The 17,759-nt window shown below is 71.7% G+C and carries 5 protein-coding genes; 2 read left to right on the forward strand and 3 right to left on the reverse strand.

The window, feature by feature from the left end:
* Positions 1-2: 2 nt before the first annotated feature.
* The 3 genes from ACFT9I_RS34690 to ACFT9I_RS34700 form a co-directional block, all read right to left on the reverse strand.
* Entirely contained in the window at positions 3-10,133 is a 10,131-nt protein-coding gene (locus ACFT9I_RS34690) for an SDR family NAD(P)-dependent oxidoreductase (protein WP_382571121.1), read from the reverse strand.
* 38 nt (positions 10,134-10,171) lie between these two features.
* Positions 10,172-15,091 (reverse strand): SDR family NAD(P)-dependent oxidoreductase, encoded by a 4,920-nt coding sequence (locus ACFT9I_RS34695; RefSeq protein WP_382571123.1) that lies wholly within the window; start codon positions 15,089-15,091, stop codon positions 10,172-10,174.
* 304 nt (positions 15,092-15,395) lie between these two features.
* Entirely contained in the window at positions 15,396-15,683 is a 288-nt protein-coding gene (locus ACFT9I_RS34700; RefSeq protein ID WP_382571124.1) for an acyl-CoA carboxylase epsilon subunit, read from the reverse strand.
* A gap of 395 nt (positions 15,684-16,078) precedes the next feature.
* Here ACFT9I_RS34700 and ACFT9I_RS34705 point away from each other — a divergent pair, with 395 nt between their 5' ends.
* Together ACFT9I_RS34705 and ACFT9I_RS34710 are read left to right on the forward strand one after the other, a co-directional pair.
* Positions 16,079-16,777: a thioesterase II family protein gene (locus tag ACFT9I_RS34705; RefSeq protein ID WP_382571126.1), complete on the forward strand. Its 699-nt coding sequence runs from the start codon at positions 16,079-16,081 to the stop codon at positions 16,775-16,777.
* A gap of 169 nt (positions 16,778-16,946) precedes the next feature.
* Positions 16,947-17,663: a lysophospholipid acyltransferase family protein gene (locus ACFT9I_RS34710; protein ID WP_376265714.1), complete on the forward strand. Its 717-nt coding sequence runs from the start codon at positions 16,947-16,949 to the stop codon at positions 17,661-17,663.
* The last annotated feature ends 96 nt before the right edge of the window (positions 17,664-17,759 follow it).

The following is a 17,759-nucleotide window of genomic DNA, read 5'->3' on the forward strand; positions in this document are numbered from 1 at the left end:
CCTCAGACTTCCCGCGTCGCTTCGTCCAGATCGGTGTCCTGCAGCGCCATGCTGATCAGGGCTTCGGCGTCCATCGCGTCGATCGAGTCCTCCTCCGGCACGGCCGCCGCCGTGCCGGCGGAAGCGCCGGCGCCGGCGAGTTCGAGCAGGGCCTCCATCAGCCCCGCGTCATGCAGCCGGGTGAGCGGAATCGACCCGAGCAGCCGGCGGACCGTCTCCTCGTCGGCAGCGGCGGCGGCGTCGCCGTCGGGCGCCAGCTCCGCGCCGATGTGCTCGGCGAGCACCCGGGCGGTGGGATGATCGAAGATCATCGTGGCGGGCAGCCGCAGCCCTGCGGCGGCGTTGAGGGTGTTACGGAACTCGACGGCGCCCAGCGAGTCGAAGCCCAGGTCGCTGAAGGCCCGCTCCGGTTCGACGGCCTCGGGACCCGCGTGGCCCAGTACGGCCGCCGCGTGGGTACGGACGAGGTCGAGGACTTCGTCGTACCGCTCGTCGGCGGGCAGTGCCGCCAGGCGCTGCCGCAACGCGGCCCCGCCGCCCGTCTGTTCCGCCGACACGGCACGCCGCGAGGAGCCGCGTACGAGTCCGCGCAGCATGGGGGGCACCTCGGCCGCGTTCAGCGTCCTGGTGTCCAGGCTCATGGGGACCAGCGTCGGCGTGGCCAACGCACCTGCCACGTCGAGGAGTTCGAGCCCCTGCTCGGGTGTCAGTCCCACGAGGCCCGCGCGGTCGATCCGCTGACGGTCGGTGTCCGCCAGGTCACCGGCCATGCCGGCGTCGGTGGTCCACAGACCCCAGGCCAGTGACTGCGCGGGCAGTCCTTCGGCGCGCCGGTGTTCGGCGAGGGCGTCCAGGAACGCGTTGGCCGCCGCGTAGTTGCCCTGCCCCGGGGTGCCGATCACTCCGGCCACGGAGGAGAACAGGACGAACGCGCCCAGGTCCATGTCGCGGGTCAGCTCGTGCAGATGGAGGGCGGCCAGCGCCTTGGGCGTGACGACCTTGTCCAGGCGTTCGGGGGTCAGCGACGCGACGAGGCCGTCGTCCAGGACGCCCGCGGCGTGCACCACACCGGTGAGCGCGCGCCCGGCCAGCAGCGCCGCCAGCGCCTCGCGGTCGCCGACGTCGCAGGCGGCGACCTCGACCTCGGCCCCCAGCCCGGCCAGTTCCTTCATCAGCTCCGCCGTACCGGGCGCCTCCAGGCCCCGGCGGCTGGTGAGCAGCAGGCGCCGTACGCCGTGCCCGGTGACCAGATGGCGCGCGACCAGTCCGCCCAGGGCGCCGGACGCGCCCGTGATCAGTACCTCGTCGCCGAAGACCGACGACGGCTCGGACTCCGTGACCGAGGCCGCCCGCAGCCTCGGTACGTGGACCTTCCCGTCCCGGACGGCCACCTGGGGCTCGCCCGACGCGAGCGCCAGGGCGATGTCCGCCTTCTCGTCCTCACCGGCCACGTCGACCAGGACGAACCGGCCCGGGTCCTCCGACTGGGCGCTGCGCACCAGGCCCCACGCCGCGGCGCCGGCCAGGTCGGTCACCCGCTCACCGGCCACGGACACCGCGCCGCGCGTGACGACCGCGAGGGTCTCGGTCTCCGCCTGGACCGCCTTGAGCAACGGATGCAGTGTGGCGAGTACGTCGTCGCCCTCGGTCCGCCACACCTTCGTGTCGGGGGCCACGTCGTCGCGTACGGCGACGGGCGTCCACTCGACCTGGAAGAGCGAGTCGACGCGGGTGAGTGCCCCGGCGGCCATCGGACGCAGCGTCAGGGCGTCGACGGAGACGACCGGCTGCCCGGCGCCGTCCACGGCGTGGAGGGTCACCTGGTCCTGGTCGGAGAGCGCCATCCGGACCCGGAGCGCGGTGGCGCCCGAGGCGTGCAGCTCCACTCCCGCCCAGGAGAACGGCAGCACGACACGGTCGTCGTCCGACAGCAGCGGGACGGTGTGCAGGGCCGCGTCCAGGAGCGCCGGGTGGATCCCGAAGCGGTCCGCCGCCCCGGACAGGACGACCTCCGCGTACACCGTCTGCCCGCTGCGCCAGGCGGACTTGAGTCCCTGGAACGCCGGCCCGTACTCGATTCCGGCTTCCGCCAGGCCCTCGTACAGCCCCGCCAGTTCCACGGGCTCCGCGCCGGGCGGTGGCCACTGTGCCATGGCCTCCGCCGCCGGGCCGCCGGTGGCCGGGGCCAGGGTTCCGGCGGCGTGGCGGGTCCAGGGCAGATGGAGTTCGTCCGCGCCCCGGGCGTACACCTCGACGGCCCGGCCGCCGGTTCCGTCGTCCACCCCGACGACGACCTGTACGGCCGTGGCGGTGTGTTCGGCGAGGACCAGCGGCGCCTCGATGGTCAGTTCCTCGATACGGCCGCAGCCGACCTCGTCGCCCGCGCGGACGGCCAGTTCGACGAAGCCCGTACCGGGGAAGAGCAGTGTGCCGGCGACCGCGTGTTCGGCGAGCCAGGGCTGGGAGCCCAGTGAAAGACGCCCGGTCAGCACGGTCCGGTCCGACCCCGCGATGGCGACGGTCCGGTCCAGCAGCGGGTGGTCGGACGCGTCCGCGCCGCGCCCGGACTCGATCCAGAACGACTGGCGTTGGAAGGGGTACGTCGGCAGATCGACCCGCCGCGCCCCGCGCCCGTCGAACACGGCGTTCCAGTCGACGCGCACTCCGGCGGCGAACAGCCGGCCGACGCCGGTGAACAGGGTTTCCACGCCGGGACGGTCGCGTCGCTGGGTGGCCGCCACCGTCCCGTCGGCGCTCTGCCGCACCATCGCGGTCAGCACGCTGTCCGGTCCGATCTCCAGGAACCGGGTGATGCCCTGGTCCTGGAGGTGGGTCACGTCGTCGGCGAACCGCACCGCGTCACGCACGTGCCGTACCCAGTACTCCGCCGACGCCACGTCCTTGGTCAGTTGGACGACCGGCTCGCGGTAGGTGACGGACTCGGCGACCTTCCGGAACTCCTCCAGCATCGGGTCCATCAGCGGCGAGTGGAAGGCGTGCGACACCTTCAGCCGGTTGGTCTTGCGGTCGGCGAACCGCTCGGCGATCGCGGTGACGGCTTCCTCGGTACCCGAGATCACCACCGAGCCGGGGGTGTTGACCGCCGCGATGCTCACCTCGTCGGTGAGGTGCGGCGTGACCTCCTCCTCGGTGGCCCGGATCGCCGTCATCGCGCCGCCGGACGGGAGTTCCTGGATCAGCCGTCCGCGCGCCGTGATCAGCCGGGCTGCGTCGGCCAGATCGAACACCCCGGCCACATGGGCGGCGGCGAGTTCGCCGATGGAGTGGCCGGTCATGAGGTCGGGTTTGATCCCCCACGACTCCACCAGCCGGAACAGGGCGACTTGGAGAGCGAAGATCGCGGGCTGGGTGAACTCGGTGCGGCCCAGGGCCTCTTCGTCGCCCCACATCACCTCGCGCAGCGCGGGGTCGAGCACGGCGCACACCTCGTCGAACGCCGTGGCGAAGGCCGGGAACGTCTCGTACAGCTCCTGGCCCATCCCGGCCCACTGGCTGCCCTGTCCGGTGAACAGGAACGCCAGCCCGCCCTCGGTGACCGAGTCGATCACGGTCTCGGAGCCGATCCGCACCGCGCGGTGCTCCAGGGCGGCCCGTCCGGTCGCGGCGGAGTACGCCACGTCCAGCTCGTCCGCGTCGACGGCGCCGATCCGGTCGAGCTGGTCCTGGAGCGCCGTACGTGTCCGGGCGGACAGCACCAGGGGTACGACGGGCAACTCCCGCCGCTCCACGGGCGCTTCCTCGGCCGGGGCGACCTCCTCGATGATGACGTGGGCGTTGGTGCCGCTGATGCCGAAGGAGGACACGCCCGCGCGGCGCGGGCGGCCGTCGTTCGGCCACTCCCTCGGCTCGGTGAGCAGTTGGACGTCGCCGGCCTCCCAGTCCACCTGGGGGGTGGGCGCGTCCACGTGCAGCGTCCTGGGCAGCGTGCCCTGCCGCATCGCCTCGACCATCTTGATGATGCCCGCGACACCCGCGGCGGCCTGGGTGTGACCGATGTTCGACTTGATGGAACCCAGCCACAGCGGCCGGTCCTCGGGACGGCCCTGGCCGTACGTGGCGAGCAGCGCCTGCGCCTCGATGGGGTCACCCAGGGTGGTCCCGGTGCCGTGCGCCTCGACGGCGTCCACATCGGCGCCCGCCAGGCCCGCGTTGGCCAGCGCCTGCTTGATCACCCGCTGCTGGGAAGGCCCGTTGGGGGCGGTCAGGCCATTGCTCGCACCGTCCTGGTTGGTCGCCGTGCCTCGTACGAGGGCGAGCACCGGGTGGCCGTTGCGGCGGGCGTCGGACAGCCGCTCCACCAGGAGCATGCCGACGCCCTCGCTCCAGCTCGCGCCGTCGGCGGCGGCCGCGAAGGACTTGCAGCGGCCGTCGGTCGCCAGGCCGCGCTGCTCGCTGAACTCGATGAAGTTGTCCGCCGCGGCCATCACCGTGACGCCGCCCGCGAGGGCGAGCGAGCACTCGCCCGACCGCAGGGCCTGCGCCGCCAGATGCAGGGCGACCAGGGAGGACGAGCAGGCGGTGTCGACGGTCACCGCGGGGCCTTCGAGCCCCAGGGTGTAGGAGACCCGGCCGGAGGCGATGGCGCCGGTGCTGCTGTTGTGGGTGTAGTCGTGGTACATCATTCCGGCGAAGACTCCGGTCGGGCTGCCCTTGAGCGTCGTCGGGTCGATCCCCGCGCGCTCAAGCACCTCCCAGGACGCCTCCAGCAGGAGCCGCTGCTGAGGGTCCATCACCAGGGCCTCGTTCGGCGCGATCCCGAAGAAGCCGGGGTCGAACTGGGCGGCGTCGTAAAGGAATCCGCCCTTGTCGACGTAGCTGGTGCGGGGGCGGGTGGCCGTGGGGTCGTAGATCCGCTCCAGGTCCCAGCCCCGGTCGGTGGGGAAGTCCGAGATGGCGTCCGTGCCGTCGGCGACCAGCCGCCACAGGTCCTCCGGCGAGGAGACGCCTCCCGGGTAGCGGCACGCCATCGCGACGATCGCGATCGGGTCGTCGCCGACCGGGGTCGCGACGGAGGTGACCCGGCTCTCGTGCACCGTTCCCGAGACCTCGTCCAGCAGATGGCGCGCGAGAACGGTGGGGTTCGGGTAGTCGAACACCAGCGTGGCCGGCAGCCGCAGGCCGGTGGCCTCGCCGAGCCCGTTGCGCAGCTCCATCGCCGCCAGCGAGTCGACCCCCAGATCGCGGAACGCGCGCTCGGGGTCGACGGCCCCCGGTCCGGCGTAGCCGAGCGTGGTGGCGGCCTGCGCGCGGACCAGGTTGAGCAGCATGTCGAACCGCTGGTCGTCGGACATGCCCACGAGCCGCTCGCGGAGCCCGTCCGCGTCGGCGCGGGTACGGGCGGTGCCGCGGGTGACGGCCGGGACCAGTCCGCGCAGCAGCTCCGGCACCGAGCCCCCGGCGCGGACGGCCGGGAGGTCGAGCTTCACGGGGACGAGTACGGCGGGTCCGTCGGCGGCCGTGGCCGCGTCGAAGAGCGCCAGCCCCTCGCTGTGGGACAGCGAGAGGATGCCGCCGCGTTCCATCCGGGACCGGTCGGTGTCCGTCAGTTCACCGGCCATGCCGGTGCTGGTCTGCCACACGCCCCAGGCCAGGGACTGGGCGGGCAGTCCGCCCGCGCGGCGGCGCTCGGCCAGGGCGTCCAGGAACGCGTTGGCCGCCGCGTAGTTGCCCTGCCCCGGCGAGCCGACCACACCGGCTGCGGAGGAGAACAGCACGAACGCGCTCAGGTCCATGTCACTGGTCAGCTCGTGCAGATGCAGGGCGGCGTCCACCTTGGGGCGCATCACCCGGTCCACCCGCTCGGGCGTCAGCGATCCGATGACGCCGTCGTCCAGGACGCCCGCCGCGTGCACCACACCGGTGAGCGAGCGCCCGGCCAGCAGCGCCGCCAGCGCCTCACGGTCGCCGACATCGCAGGCGGCGACCTCGATCTCGGCCCCCAGTCCGCCCAGCTCTGCCACCAACTCCGGCGCACCGGGCGTGTCCAGGCCCCGGCGACCGGTCAGCAGGAGCCGTGACACGCCGTACTCGGTGACGAGATGCCGGGCCAGCAGAGCGCCCAGAACTCCCACTCCACCGGTGATGAGCACCTCGTCGCCGAACGGCGGCGGCGTGTCGTCCGTCGTCTCCGGCGCCGCCGACACCCGGGCCAGCCGGGGCGCGTGGGCGACTCCCTCGCGTACGACGACACGGGGCTCACCGGTCGACAGCGCCAGCGCGAGGGCGGCGTTGTCCGCGCCCGGTGTCGCCTCGGCGTCGCCGGGCAGGTCGATCAGGACGAATCGGTCGGGGTCCTCGGTCTGGGCGGTCCGCACCAGACCCCAGACGGCCGCCGCGGCCAGGTCGTCGACGTCCCCGCCGTCGACCGAGACCGCGCCGCGCGTGATCACCGACAGGCGCGGGCCGGCGGACTGCAGCGCCTCCAGCGCCAGGTTCACCGCCGCGCGTACGTCCAGTCCGCCGGGCAGGCGGAACACCTCCGCGTCGGTGGGCGGCTGCGCCCCGGTGGCTGCGGTGCCGGCGGGGACCGGGGTCAGGGCGACGTGGTACAGCGATTCCGTACGGGGCTTGGTCGCCACGTCCGTGAGGGGCCGCAGGACCAGGGAGTCGACCGTCGCGACGGGCCGGCCGGTCGCGTCGGTGATCGTCAGGGCCGCCACGCCGTCCTGTACGGGGGTGACCCGTACGCGCAGCGCGCCGGCGCCGGAGGCGTGCAGTTCCACGCCCGACCAGGCGAAGGGCAGCATCGCCGTGTCGCCGGTTCCGGCCGGGGAGAGTCCGATGGCGTGCAGGCCCGCGTCGAAGAGGGCCGGGTGCAGACCGAAGGCGTCGGCCGCCGTGTTGTCCGGCAGGGCGATCTCGGCGTACACCTCGTCGCCGTCCCGCCAGGCCGCCCGCAGTCCCCGGAAGGTCGGCCCGTACGCCAGACCCGTGTCGACCAACTCCTCGTAAAGGGTGTCGACATCGAGGTCCAGCGGCTCGGCCCCGGGCGGGGGCCACGCGGTCAGTTCGCCGCCGCCTGCCGAGGTGGCCGTGGCGAGCAGGCCGGTGGCATGCCGGTTCCACGGCAGGTCGGTCGCGTCCTGGTCGCGGGAGTACACCTGGACCTCGCGGCGGCCCGCCTCGTCCGCCGCGCCGACGACGACCTGTACGGCGACGCCGCCGCGCTCGGCGAGGACCAGCGGTGCCTCGATCGTCAGTTCCTCGATCCGGCCGCAGCCGACCTCGTCGCCGGCCCGGATCACCAGCTCCACGAATCCGGTGCCGGGGAAGAGGATCGAGCCGCCGATGACATGGTCGGTGAGCCAGGGCAGTGTCCCGGTCGACAGCCGTCCGGTGAGCACCACCTCCTCGGAGCCCGCGAGCATGACCATCGCCCCGAGCAGCGGGTGGCCCAGGGAGCCCAGCCCCATGGAGGCCGCGTCGGCGTTCGCCGTCTCGTCGTTCAGCCAGTAGCGGTTGTGCTGGAAGGCGTACGTGGGAAGTGCCGCCTGCGCGGCCCCCGTTCCGGCGTACACCTTCTCCCAGTCGACGCCCACACCGCGGGTGTGGGCCTGGGCCAGCACGCTCAGGAAACGGTCGAGGCCGCCGTCGTTGCGGCGCAGGGTGCCGATCGTGGTCTGTTCCATGCTCGGTGCCAGCACCGGATGCGGGCTGGCCTCGATGAACACGCCCACGCCCTGCTCGGTCAGCCGGCGGATGGTCCGGTCGAACTCCACGGTCTGCCGCAGATTCCGGTACCAGTAGCCGGCGTCGAGACCGGTGGTGTCCAGCAGCCCGCCGGTCACGGTGGAGTGGAAGGGGATCTGAGCGGCGCGGGGCTCGATGGGCGCGAGCACGTCGAGCAGTTCCCGCTCGATGCGCTCCACCTGGGCGGAGTGCGAGGCGTAGTCCACCTGGATCCGGCGCGCCCGCACGCCGTCGGCCTCGCAGGAGGCCAGCAGTTCGTCCAGCGCGTCGACCTCGCCCGAGACCACGGTGGCGGCGTTGCCGTTGACCACCGCGATGCCCGTCCGGGTGCCCCAGCGCTCGATCAGCCGCTCGGTCTCCTCGCGGGGGAGGGCGACCGACACCATCCCGCCCTGGCCGGAGAGGGCCAGCAGCGCCTTGCTGCGCAGGGCGACCACCCGGGCGCCGTCCTGCAACGACAGCGCCCCGGCCACGGTCGCCGCGGCGATCTCGCCCTGGGAGTGGCCGACCACGCCGACGGGCTCGACTCCGTAGTGCCGCCACAGTCCGGCCAGCGACACCATGACCGCCCACAGGACCGGCTGTACGACGTCCACGCGTTCCAGCAGGGCCTCGTCGCCGAGCGCGTCGCTCAACGACCAGTCCACGAACGGCGCCAGTGCCTCACCGCACGCGGACATCTGCTCCGTGAACGCGGGGGACGACGCCATCAGTTCGGTCGCCATGCCGACCCACTGGGAGCCCTGTCCCGGGAACACCATGACCGCGCCCGCGCCGGGGCGGGCCGAGGTCACCGGTGCTTCTCCCTGCACCAGAGCGGCGAGGCCCTGGGTGAAACCCTCTTCGTCGGGGGCCAGTACGGCGGCCCGGTAGTCGTACGCCGCCCGCTGCGTGGCCAGCGACCATCCCACGTCCACCGGCCGCGCGTCCCCCACGACGGCCTGCAGCCGCTCCGCGTAGGCGCGTACGGCGGCCTCGGTCTTCCCGGAGATCAGCCAGGGCACCACCGGGAGTTCCCGGGGCTCCCGCGGCTCGGGCGTCTCCTCGGCCGGTACGTCCTCGGCCCGCGGAGCCTCCTCCAGGACGATATGGGCGTTGGTCCCACTGGCCCCGAACGAGGACACGGCGGCGCGGCGCGGGCCGCCCTCCGGCCAGGCGCGGGCCTCGGTGAGCAGCCGGACGCTGCCCGCCGTCCAGTCGACCTGCGGTGACGGTTCGTCCACGTGCAGTGTCTTGGGCAGCGAGCCGTGGCGTATCGCCTCGACCATCTTGATGATGCCCGCGACACCCGCGGCGGCCTGGGTGTGACCGATGTTCGACTTGACCGACCCGAGCCACAGCGGACGGTCCTCCGGACGGTCCTGCCCGTAGGTGGCCAGCAGCGCCTGCGCCTCGATCGGGTCACCCAGGGTGGTCCCGGTGCCGTGCGCCTCCACCACGTCCACATCGGCGCCCGTCAAGCCCGCGTTGGCCAGCGCCAGTTGAATCACCCGGCGCTGGGAGGGGCCGTTCGGCGCGGTGATGCCGTTGCTCGCGCCGTCCTGGTTGACGGCGCTGCCGCGCACGACGGCCAGGATCGGGTGGCCGTTGCGACGGGCGTCCGACAGCCGCTCCACCACCAGCATGCCGACGCCCTCGCCCCACCCGGTGCCGTCGGCAGCCGAGGCGAACGCCTTGCAGCGGCCGTCCGTCGACAGACCCCGCTGCCGGCTGAACTCCAGGAAGGTGACCGGCGTCGACATGATCGTCACGCCGCCGGCCAGGGCGAGGGAGCATTCGCCGCTGCGCAGGGCCTTGACGGCCATGTCCAGCGCCACCAGCGAGGACGAGCAGGCGGTGTCGATCGTCACCGCCGGGCCCTCAAGGCCCAGCGTGTAGGCCACCCGGCCGGAGACCAGCGCACCGGTCACACTGCTGCTCGGATAGTCGTGGTACACCAGCCCGGCGAAGACTCCGGTGGCGCTGCCCTTCAGCGACGGCGGGTCGATCCCGGCCCGCTCCACCGCCTCCCAGGAGGTTTCCAGCAGCAGCCGCTGCTGCGGGTCCATCGCCATCGCCTCAAGGGGGCTGATGCCGAAGAACTCGGGGTCGAAGTCGCCGGCACTGTCCAGGAAGCTGCCCTTGTTGACGTAACTGGTGTTCTCGCCCGTCCCGTCCGGGTCGTACAGCGAGTCCAGGTTCCAGCCCCGGTCGGTGGGGAACTCGCCCACCGTCTCCAGGCCGTCGGCGACGAGGTCCCAGAGTCCTTCCGGTGAGGACGCGCCACCGGGGAAACGGCAGGCCATTCCCACGATCGCGATCGGCTCACGCTCCCGATCCTCCACCTCACGCAGACGGCGCCGAGTCTGCTGCAACTCACCGGTGGCAAGCCGCAGATACTCGCGAAGCCGGTCGTCGTTGGAGTCCTTCGACATCGTCATCAACCAATCCGTGAAGGTTCACAAAGCAGAGGCGGGAGCCGTCAGGACAGTCCCAGTTCCTTGTTCAGCACCGCGAACAACTCGTCATCGGACAACTCGTCATCGGATTCGGCCACCAGGCCGCCGACCGGCTCGTCCGCCACCCCGCTCCCGGCGTCTCGCGCCCGTCGCGACATGGTTTCGAGCCGGGCCGTGACCTTGGCGTGGGCTTCGCGGTCGCCCGTCGCCAGTTCGGTCAGCGCGGCTTCCAGCCGAGTCAGCTCGGCCAGCAGCGCGGCTGCCCCGTCGGCCTCCGCCGGGCGCAGGCCGTCGTGCACGAGTTCGGCGATGGCCAGGGGGGTCGGGTAGTCGAAGGCCAGGGTCGGGGGCAGTGACAGCCCCGTCTCGGTGTTGAGCGCGTTGCGCAGTTCCACCGCGCCCAGCGAGGTGAGGCCGAGTTCGTTGAACGCGCGGTCCGGGGGCACCTCGTCGGCGCCGCCGTGTCCGAGCACCTGGGCGACGTGGCCCCGTACCAACTCCAGGAGGAACTTCTCGCGTTCGGGCACGGTCAGCCCGGACAGCCGCTCCCACGACACCCCGCCGGCCGGCGCGCGACGGGTCTGGCCGCGTACCAGGCCGCCGAAGATCGCGGGCAGCGTCCCCGTCTCGGCGAGGGACCGCATCACCCCCAGGTCGAACCGGACCGGCAGCGTCATCGGCGGCCGTCCGCGCAGGGTCGCGGCATCCATCAGCGCCAGCCCCTCGTCCGGGGACAGCGGCGGCATTCCCGAGCGCCTGAGGCGCGCCAGCTCGGCGTCGTCCAGGCGGTCGGCCATGCCCCCGACCTCGGTCCAGGGTCCCCAGCCGAGGGTCAGCGCCGGCAGCCCCTTGGTCGCGCGATGCCGGGCGAGTGCGTCCAACCAGGCGTTCGCGGCGGCGTAGTTGCCCTGTCCCGCGCCGCCGAGTGTGCCGGCGACGGACGAGAAGATCACGAACGACGAGAGATCGTGGTCCAGGGTGAGTTCGTGCAGATGCCAGGCGGCGTCGACCTTCGGCCTCATGACCGTGTCCAGCCGCTCGGGCGTCAACGCCCCCATGAGTCCGTCGTCCAGCACACCGGCCGAGTGCACGACGCCCGTCAGGGGCCGTTCGGCCAACAGGGCGGCCAGGGCGTCCCGGTCGGTCACGTCGCAGACGACGACCTCCACCTCGGCGCCCGATCCGGTCAGCTCCGCCACCAGTTCGGCCGCGCCCGGCGTGTCCATGCCCCGGCGGCTGGTCAGCAGCAGACTCTTCGCGCCGTGCTCGGCGGCCAGGTGCCGGGCGGCCAGGGCGCCGAGCCCGTTCAGACCACCGGTGATCAGGATCGTGCCGTGCGTGCCCCACGACTGGACGCGCCCCTCGACCGCTTCGACCGCGGGGACGCGGGCCAGCCTCGCCACCCGGATCTCGCCGTCCCGCACGGCGATCTCGGGCTCGCCGAGGCGCAGCACCTCGTCGGGCAGTTCGCCGTCGGCGTCCAGGTCCACCAGGACGAACCGGCCCGGGTGCTCCGACTCCGCCGAACGCACCAGGCCCCACACCGCCGCGTGCCCGAGGTCGCTGCCGTCGGTCGCGCCGCGCGTGACGACCACGAGCTTGGCGGCAGCGGTCTGCTCGTTGTCGAGCCACCCCTGGACGACGGGGAGCACCTGATGGGTGATCGTCCGGAAGCCTTCGGGCGCGGACTCGTCCAGTGGCGGGCACTCGTAGACCGTGTGAGCGGTGGTCTCGGAGGCGGTGGGCGCCGGGGCGGTGACCCAGTCGACGTGGAAGAGGGATTCACGGCCGCCGGTGTGCGCGCGTACCTCGTCCGTGGTGATCGCGCGGGTCTCGAACGACTCGACCGACAGGACGGGTTGCCCGTCCTGGTCGACGGTCACCGAGGCTCCGCGCCACACATGGGCGAGCGTCGGCTCGCCGTCGGGGTGGAGTCCGGCGGCGTGCGCGGCGGCTTCGAGCACCGTGGCGTACGTCTCGTCGTCGCGGATCCACGAGGAGTCGGCGCCCTCGGCGGTCAGGACGCCGGAGGCGTGCTTGACCCAGGCCGCCGACCGGTCGTCACGGCGCGCGTACACGCTGAAGGCCCCGGCCTCGTCGACCATCGCGCGCAGTGTCGTGTCGTCCTCGGTGCCTGCCATGACCAGCGGCGCGTGGAGGTCGAGCTGTTCGACACGGCCGCGCCCCGTCTGCTCCGCGGCTGTCAGGGCCAGTTCGAGGAACACCTCCCCGGGCACCACCACGGCGCCGAAGGCGTCGTGGTCGGCGAGCCAGGGGTGGGTGTCGAGGGAGAGCCGTCCGGTGAACACCACACCGCCGGTGTCCGGGAGCACGATGCCGGAGGTCAGCAAGGGGTGGTCGACGGCGTCCGCGCCGGCTGTGGTCCTGGACTGCTCGATCAGCCAGTAGCGCTTGCGCTGGAAGGGGTACGTGGGCAGATCGACCCGCCGCGCACCACGCCCGTCGAACACCGCGTCCCAGTCCACCGGAACCCCGGCCGCGAACAGCCGGCCCACCCCGGCGAACACACTCTCCACCTCGGGACGGTCGCGCCGCAGCGTGGGCGCCAGGGTGCCCTCGGCACTCTGACCCGCCATCGCCGTCAGCACACCGTCCGGACCGATCTCCAGGAACCGCGTCACACCCTCGTCCTGCAAATAGCGCACGTCGTCGGAGAACCTCACCGCCTCCCGCACATGCCCGACCCAGTAGTCGGCCGAACCGACCTCCTTGGTCAGCTGGATGGCCGGCTCGCTGTACGTGACGCTCTCCGCGATCTTGCGGAAGTCGTCCAGCATCGGATCCATCAACGGCGAGTGGAACGCGTGAGAGACCGTCAGACGGTTGCGCTTACGGTCGGTGAACCGCTCCGCCACCGCCGTCACCGCCTCCTCCTCCCCCGAAATCACCACCGAGGAAGGGCTGTTGACCGCCGCGACACTCACCCCATCGGTCAGCAGCGGTGTGACTTCCTCCTCGGTCGCCTGGATCGCGACCATCGCCCCACCCGCCGGCAACGCCTGCATCAACCGCCCACGCGCCGAGATCAACCGGCCCGCATCCTCCAGACCGAACACCCCCGCCACATGCGCCGCAGCCAACTCACCGATCGAATGCCCCACGAGGAAGTCGGGCTTGATTCCCCAGGACTCCACCAACCGGAACAGAGCGACCTCAAGGGCGAAGATCGCGGGCTGGGTGAACTCCGTATGGCTCAGGGCCTCTTCGTCGCCCCACATCACCTCGCGGACAGTGGGGTCGAGCACCGCACACACCTCGTCGAACGCCGACGCGAAAGCGGGGAATGTCTCGTACAACTCCCGGCCCATGCCGAGGCGTTGACTCCCCTGCCCGGTGAACAGGAAAGCCACCTTGCCCTCGGTGACCGAGCCGGTCACGGTCTCGGGGCCCACCAGCACCGCTCGGTGGTCCAGGACAGCACGCCCTGTCGCGGCCGAGAACGCCACGTCGAGCGCGTTCTCCTCCGTGACCACGGCACCGAACCGGCCGATCTGCGCCTCCAGCGCCGCCGAGGTCTTCCCCGACACCACCACCGGCGCCACCGGCAACTCCCGCCGCTCCACCGCCTCTTCCTCGACGGGGACGGCCTCTTCGACGATGACGTGGGCGTTGGTTCCGCTGAGCCCGAACGACGACACTCCCGCGCGGCGCGGACGGCCTTCACTCGGCCAGTCCCGCGCCTCCGTCAGCAGCCGCACATCACCCGCGTCCCAGTCCACCTGCTTCGTCGGCTCATCCACATGCAGTGTCCGGGGAAGTCGGCCGTGCCGCATCGCCTCGACCATCTTGATGATCCCCGCCACACCCGCCGCAGCCTGCGTATGACCGATGTTCGACTTGATCGAACCCAGCCACAACGGCCGCCCCTCAGGACGGCCCTGACCGTACGTCTCCAGCAGCGCCTGCGCCTCGATCGGGTCACCCAAGGTGGTGCCCGTGCCGTGTGCCTCGACCGCGTCCACATCCGCCGTCGACAGACCCGCCTTCGCCAGCGCCTGCTTGATCACGCGACGCTGCGCCGGGCCGTTGGGGGCGGTCAGACCGTTGCTGGCACCGTCCTGGTTCAGCGCGCTCGCGCGCACCACCGCCAGCACCGGATGTCCGAGGCGACGCGCGTCGGACAGCCGCTCCAGAAGGAGCACTCCGACACCTTCGGAGCAGCTCATGCCGTTGGCGGCGTCGCTGAACGACTTGCAGCGGCCGTCGATCGACAGGCCGCGCTGCTCGCTGAAGTAGAGGAACATCTCGGGGGTGGACATCACCGTCACACCGCCCGCGAGAGCGAGCGAGCACTCACCGGAACGCAGCGACTGGATCGCCGTGTGCAGCGCGACCAGCGAGGACGAGCACGCGGTGTCCATGGTGACCGCGGGGCCCACCAGGCCCAACGTGTAGGCGACGCGTCCGGAGACGATGCTGCCGCCGCTGCTGCCGCCGGCGTAGTCGTGGTACATCACCCCGGCGAACACACCGGTCGGGCTGCCCTTCAACGAGGCGGGGTCGATCCCGGCGCGCTCCAGCACCTCCCAGGACGCCTCCAGCAGCAGCCGCTGCTGCGGGTCGGTCTCCAGGGCCTCGCGCGGACTGATACCGAAGAACTCGGCGTCGAAATCCGCGGCGTCGTGCAGGAATCCGCCCTCGCGGGACGTTGTCTTTCCGGGCTTGCCGACCTCGGGGTCGTAGATGTTCTCCACACCCCAGCCACGGTCGGCCGGGAACTCCGAGATCGCGTCGACGCCCTCGTCGACGAGCCGCCACAAGTCCTCGGGCGAGTTCACACCGCCCGGGTAGCGGCACGCCATCGAAACAATGGCGATCGGCTCCTGGTCACGCTGCTCAAGCTCGGCGACGCGTCTGCGCGCAGTGCGCAGATCCGTGGTCGCGCGCTTGAGGTAGTCAAGAAGCTTCTCCTGGTTGCTCACCAAAGCCACCCCGGGTCGAAAGGGCGTCGACACTTACGACGCGCGCTTGCCGGGAACGTTACGCAGGGTGAAAACACCCCCCAACCCCTGATCGCCCCTAACGTGCCCCGACCCCTTCGCCCGGCGCGACCATCGGTTTCCGACCCCCGGCGTGCGGACCGCGTGCAGGCCACACCGACCGTGCCCGATCGCGGCAGGGGTCGCCCTGTCACGCGCGGTAGCCGGGTCTCACGGGCGTACGGGGTCGGTGCGCCGCCTCGCGGCGACGCACCCGGGCACCGGTGGTTCACCGGGACGACGCGGGTCAGTGCCGCCACTCCCTGTCCTGGCCGGCCGTCCAGGCGCCCGGCGGGGTGTACCAGGCGCCGGGTGAGGTGTAACGGACCGCACCCCAGGCGGAGTTGCGCCGTTGCCGGGCCGCGGAGGACGCGACGGCCTGCTCCCGGGTACCGGTCAGGGCGCTCAACACCGCGAGCAGCGCGGCCAGTTCCATCTCTCCCGGTGCGCCCCTGACGACGCGCACGAGGTGCTCGGCAGGTGTTACGGCGACGGGTTCCCGTGTTTGCGGGCCGGCCACGTTGTCGGGGTGCATGATTTTCCTCCGGTACTCTTCGGTACTCTTCGAAAGACTCCGCCCGTGCTTTCTCCGTGCTTTCTCTCCTTCATTGAAAGGTCCCTCCGCCCCGCGCTTCCAGCGGATCGACCCCCTAATTCCCCGCTTCGTCCCCCTATTCGAAAGCCGTGGTAGTCCGTCTTCGCAACAACGGGCCGCCATTCCGGACGAGCGCAACCCACGAAGCGGTGACGGTCCGATAGGGGTCATGAGGGGTCGCCACGCGCCCGTACGCACGTGAACGCTGAACGCAGCCTGACGTAGGGGCTTCAGCCGGATCGATCCAAGGAACTTGATTGATGACCGCCATATCGAGCGACAACGCGTCCAATTGGATTCGAGAATTTCATCCGGCGGACCTGACATCCCCCAGGATGATCTGCTTCCCCCACGCGGGCGGTGCGGCGAGCTACTACTTCCCCGTCTCCCGGGCGCTGGCCGGGAAGATCGAAGTCCTCGCCATCCAGTACCCGGGGCGCCAGGACCGTTACACGGAACCGGCCATCGGCAACGTCGAGGCCCTCGCCGCCGCGGTCTTCCGTGAGCTTCCGACGGAGGGTCTGGACCGGACCTGGCTCTTCGGGCACAGCATGGGGGCCGTCGTCGCCTTCGAGGTGGCCCGGCTGATGGAACGGGAGTTGGGGCAGTCGCCCGTCGGGATCATCCTCTCCGGCCGGCGGGCGCCGTCCCGGTTCCGTCCCGAGACCCTCCACCTCCAGGGCGACGCGGCGATCATCGCCAACGTGCGGTCGCTCAGCGGTACCGACGCGATCCTCTTCGACGACGCCGACACCCAGCGGCTGATCATGCCGGCGCTGCGTGCCGACTACCGGGCCATCGAGACCTACCGGCCGGCCGGCACCCCGCGCGTCGCGTGCCCGATCTACACCTTCGTCGGCGACGCCGACCCGTTGGCCACGCTGGACGAGGTCGGGAGCTGGCGCGATCACACCACGGCCGAGTTCACCCTGCGCGTCTTCCCGGGCGACCACTTCTATCTGACGGCGCGCGCCGGCGAGGTCATCTCCGCGATCTCCCAGCTCATCGTGGAGCCCACCCAGACCGGCACCTGATCGCGGCGCACCTCCGCCGCTGCCGACGCCACCGCCCCTGCCGCCGGAGGCCGTGCGAACGGCGTCGGACCAAGACGCGACCCCGCCCACGGATCGACTGGACTCTCGCCTGTGTGTTGTGATCAGGCGGACAGCGACGCAGCCGGTCCGGCAGAGTGGGAGAAACGCCGTGTTCTACTACGTACTGAAGTACGTGCTGTTGGGGCCCGTGCTGCGGTTGCTCTTCCGGCCCCGGATCGAGGGGCTCGAACACATTCCGGCGGACGGCGCCGCGATCGTCGCGGGCAATCATCTCTCCTTCTCCGACCACTTCCTGATGCCCGCGATCATCCGGCGGCGGATCACGTTCCTCGCGAAGGCCGAGTACTTCACCGGTCCCGGCGTCAAGGGACGCCTCACCGCCTCCTTCTTCCGCGGCGTCGGCCAGATCCCGGTCGACCGCTCCGGCAAGGAGGCCGGGAAGGCCGCGATCCGGGAAGGGCTCGGGGTGCTCGGCAAGGGCGAGTTGCTGGGGATCTACCCGGAGGGCACGCGCTCGCACGACGGGCGGCTGTACAAGGGCAAGGTCGGGGTCGCGGTGATGGCCATCAGGGGGCAGGTCCCGGTGGTGCCGTGCGCGATGGTGGGTACGTTCGAGATCCAGCCGCCCGGTCAGAAGATCCCGAACATCAGGCGGGTCACGATCCGCTTCGGTGAGCCGCTGGACTTCTCGCGCTACGAGGGCCTGGAGAACGAGAAGGCGGCGGTCCGCGCGGTCACCGACGAGATCATGTACGCGATCCTCGGGCTGTCCGGGCAGGAGTACGTGGACCGGTACGCCGCCGATGTGAAGGCCGAGGAGGCCCAGCAGGCACCGCCGAAGAGGTTCCCGCGGCTGCGCCGCTGACGGACCGTCGGCTCCGGCCGGCCACAGGGAGGGGGCGTCGGCCGTCTCCGGGTGACTAAAACTCACCGGTCTCTGGTGATTAATTTTGCTGTGTTG

The organism is Streptomyces sp. NPDC057137, assembly GCF_042670825.1.
GTDB lineage: Bacteria > Actinomycetota > Actinomycetes > Streptomycetales > Streptomycetaceae > Streptomyces.

Coding starts and splice junctions, on each gene's coding strand:
- ACFT9I_RS34700 (WP_382571124.1), bottom strand. CDS start 15,683: ATGCACCCCGACAACGTGGCCGGCCCGCAAACACGGGAACCCGTCGCC.
- ACFT9I_RS34705 (WP_382571126.1), top strand. CDS start 16,079: ATGATCTGCTTCCCCCACGCGGGCGGTGCGGCGAGCTACTACTTCCCC.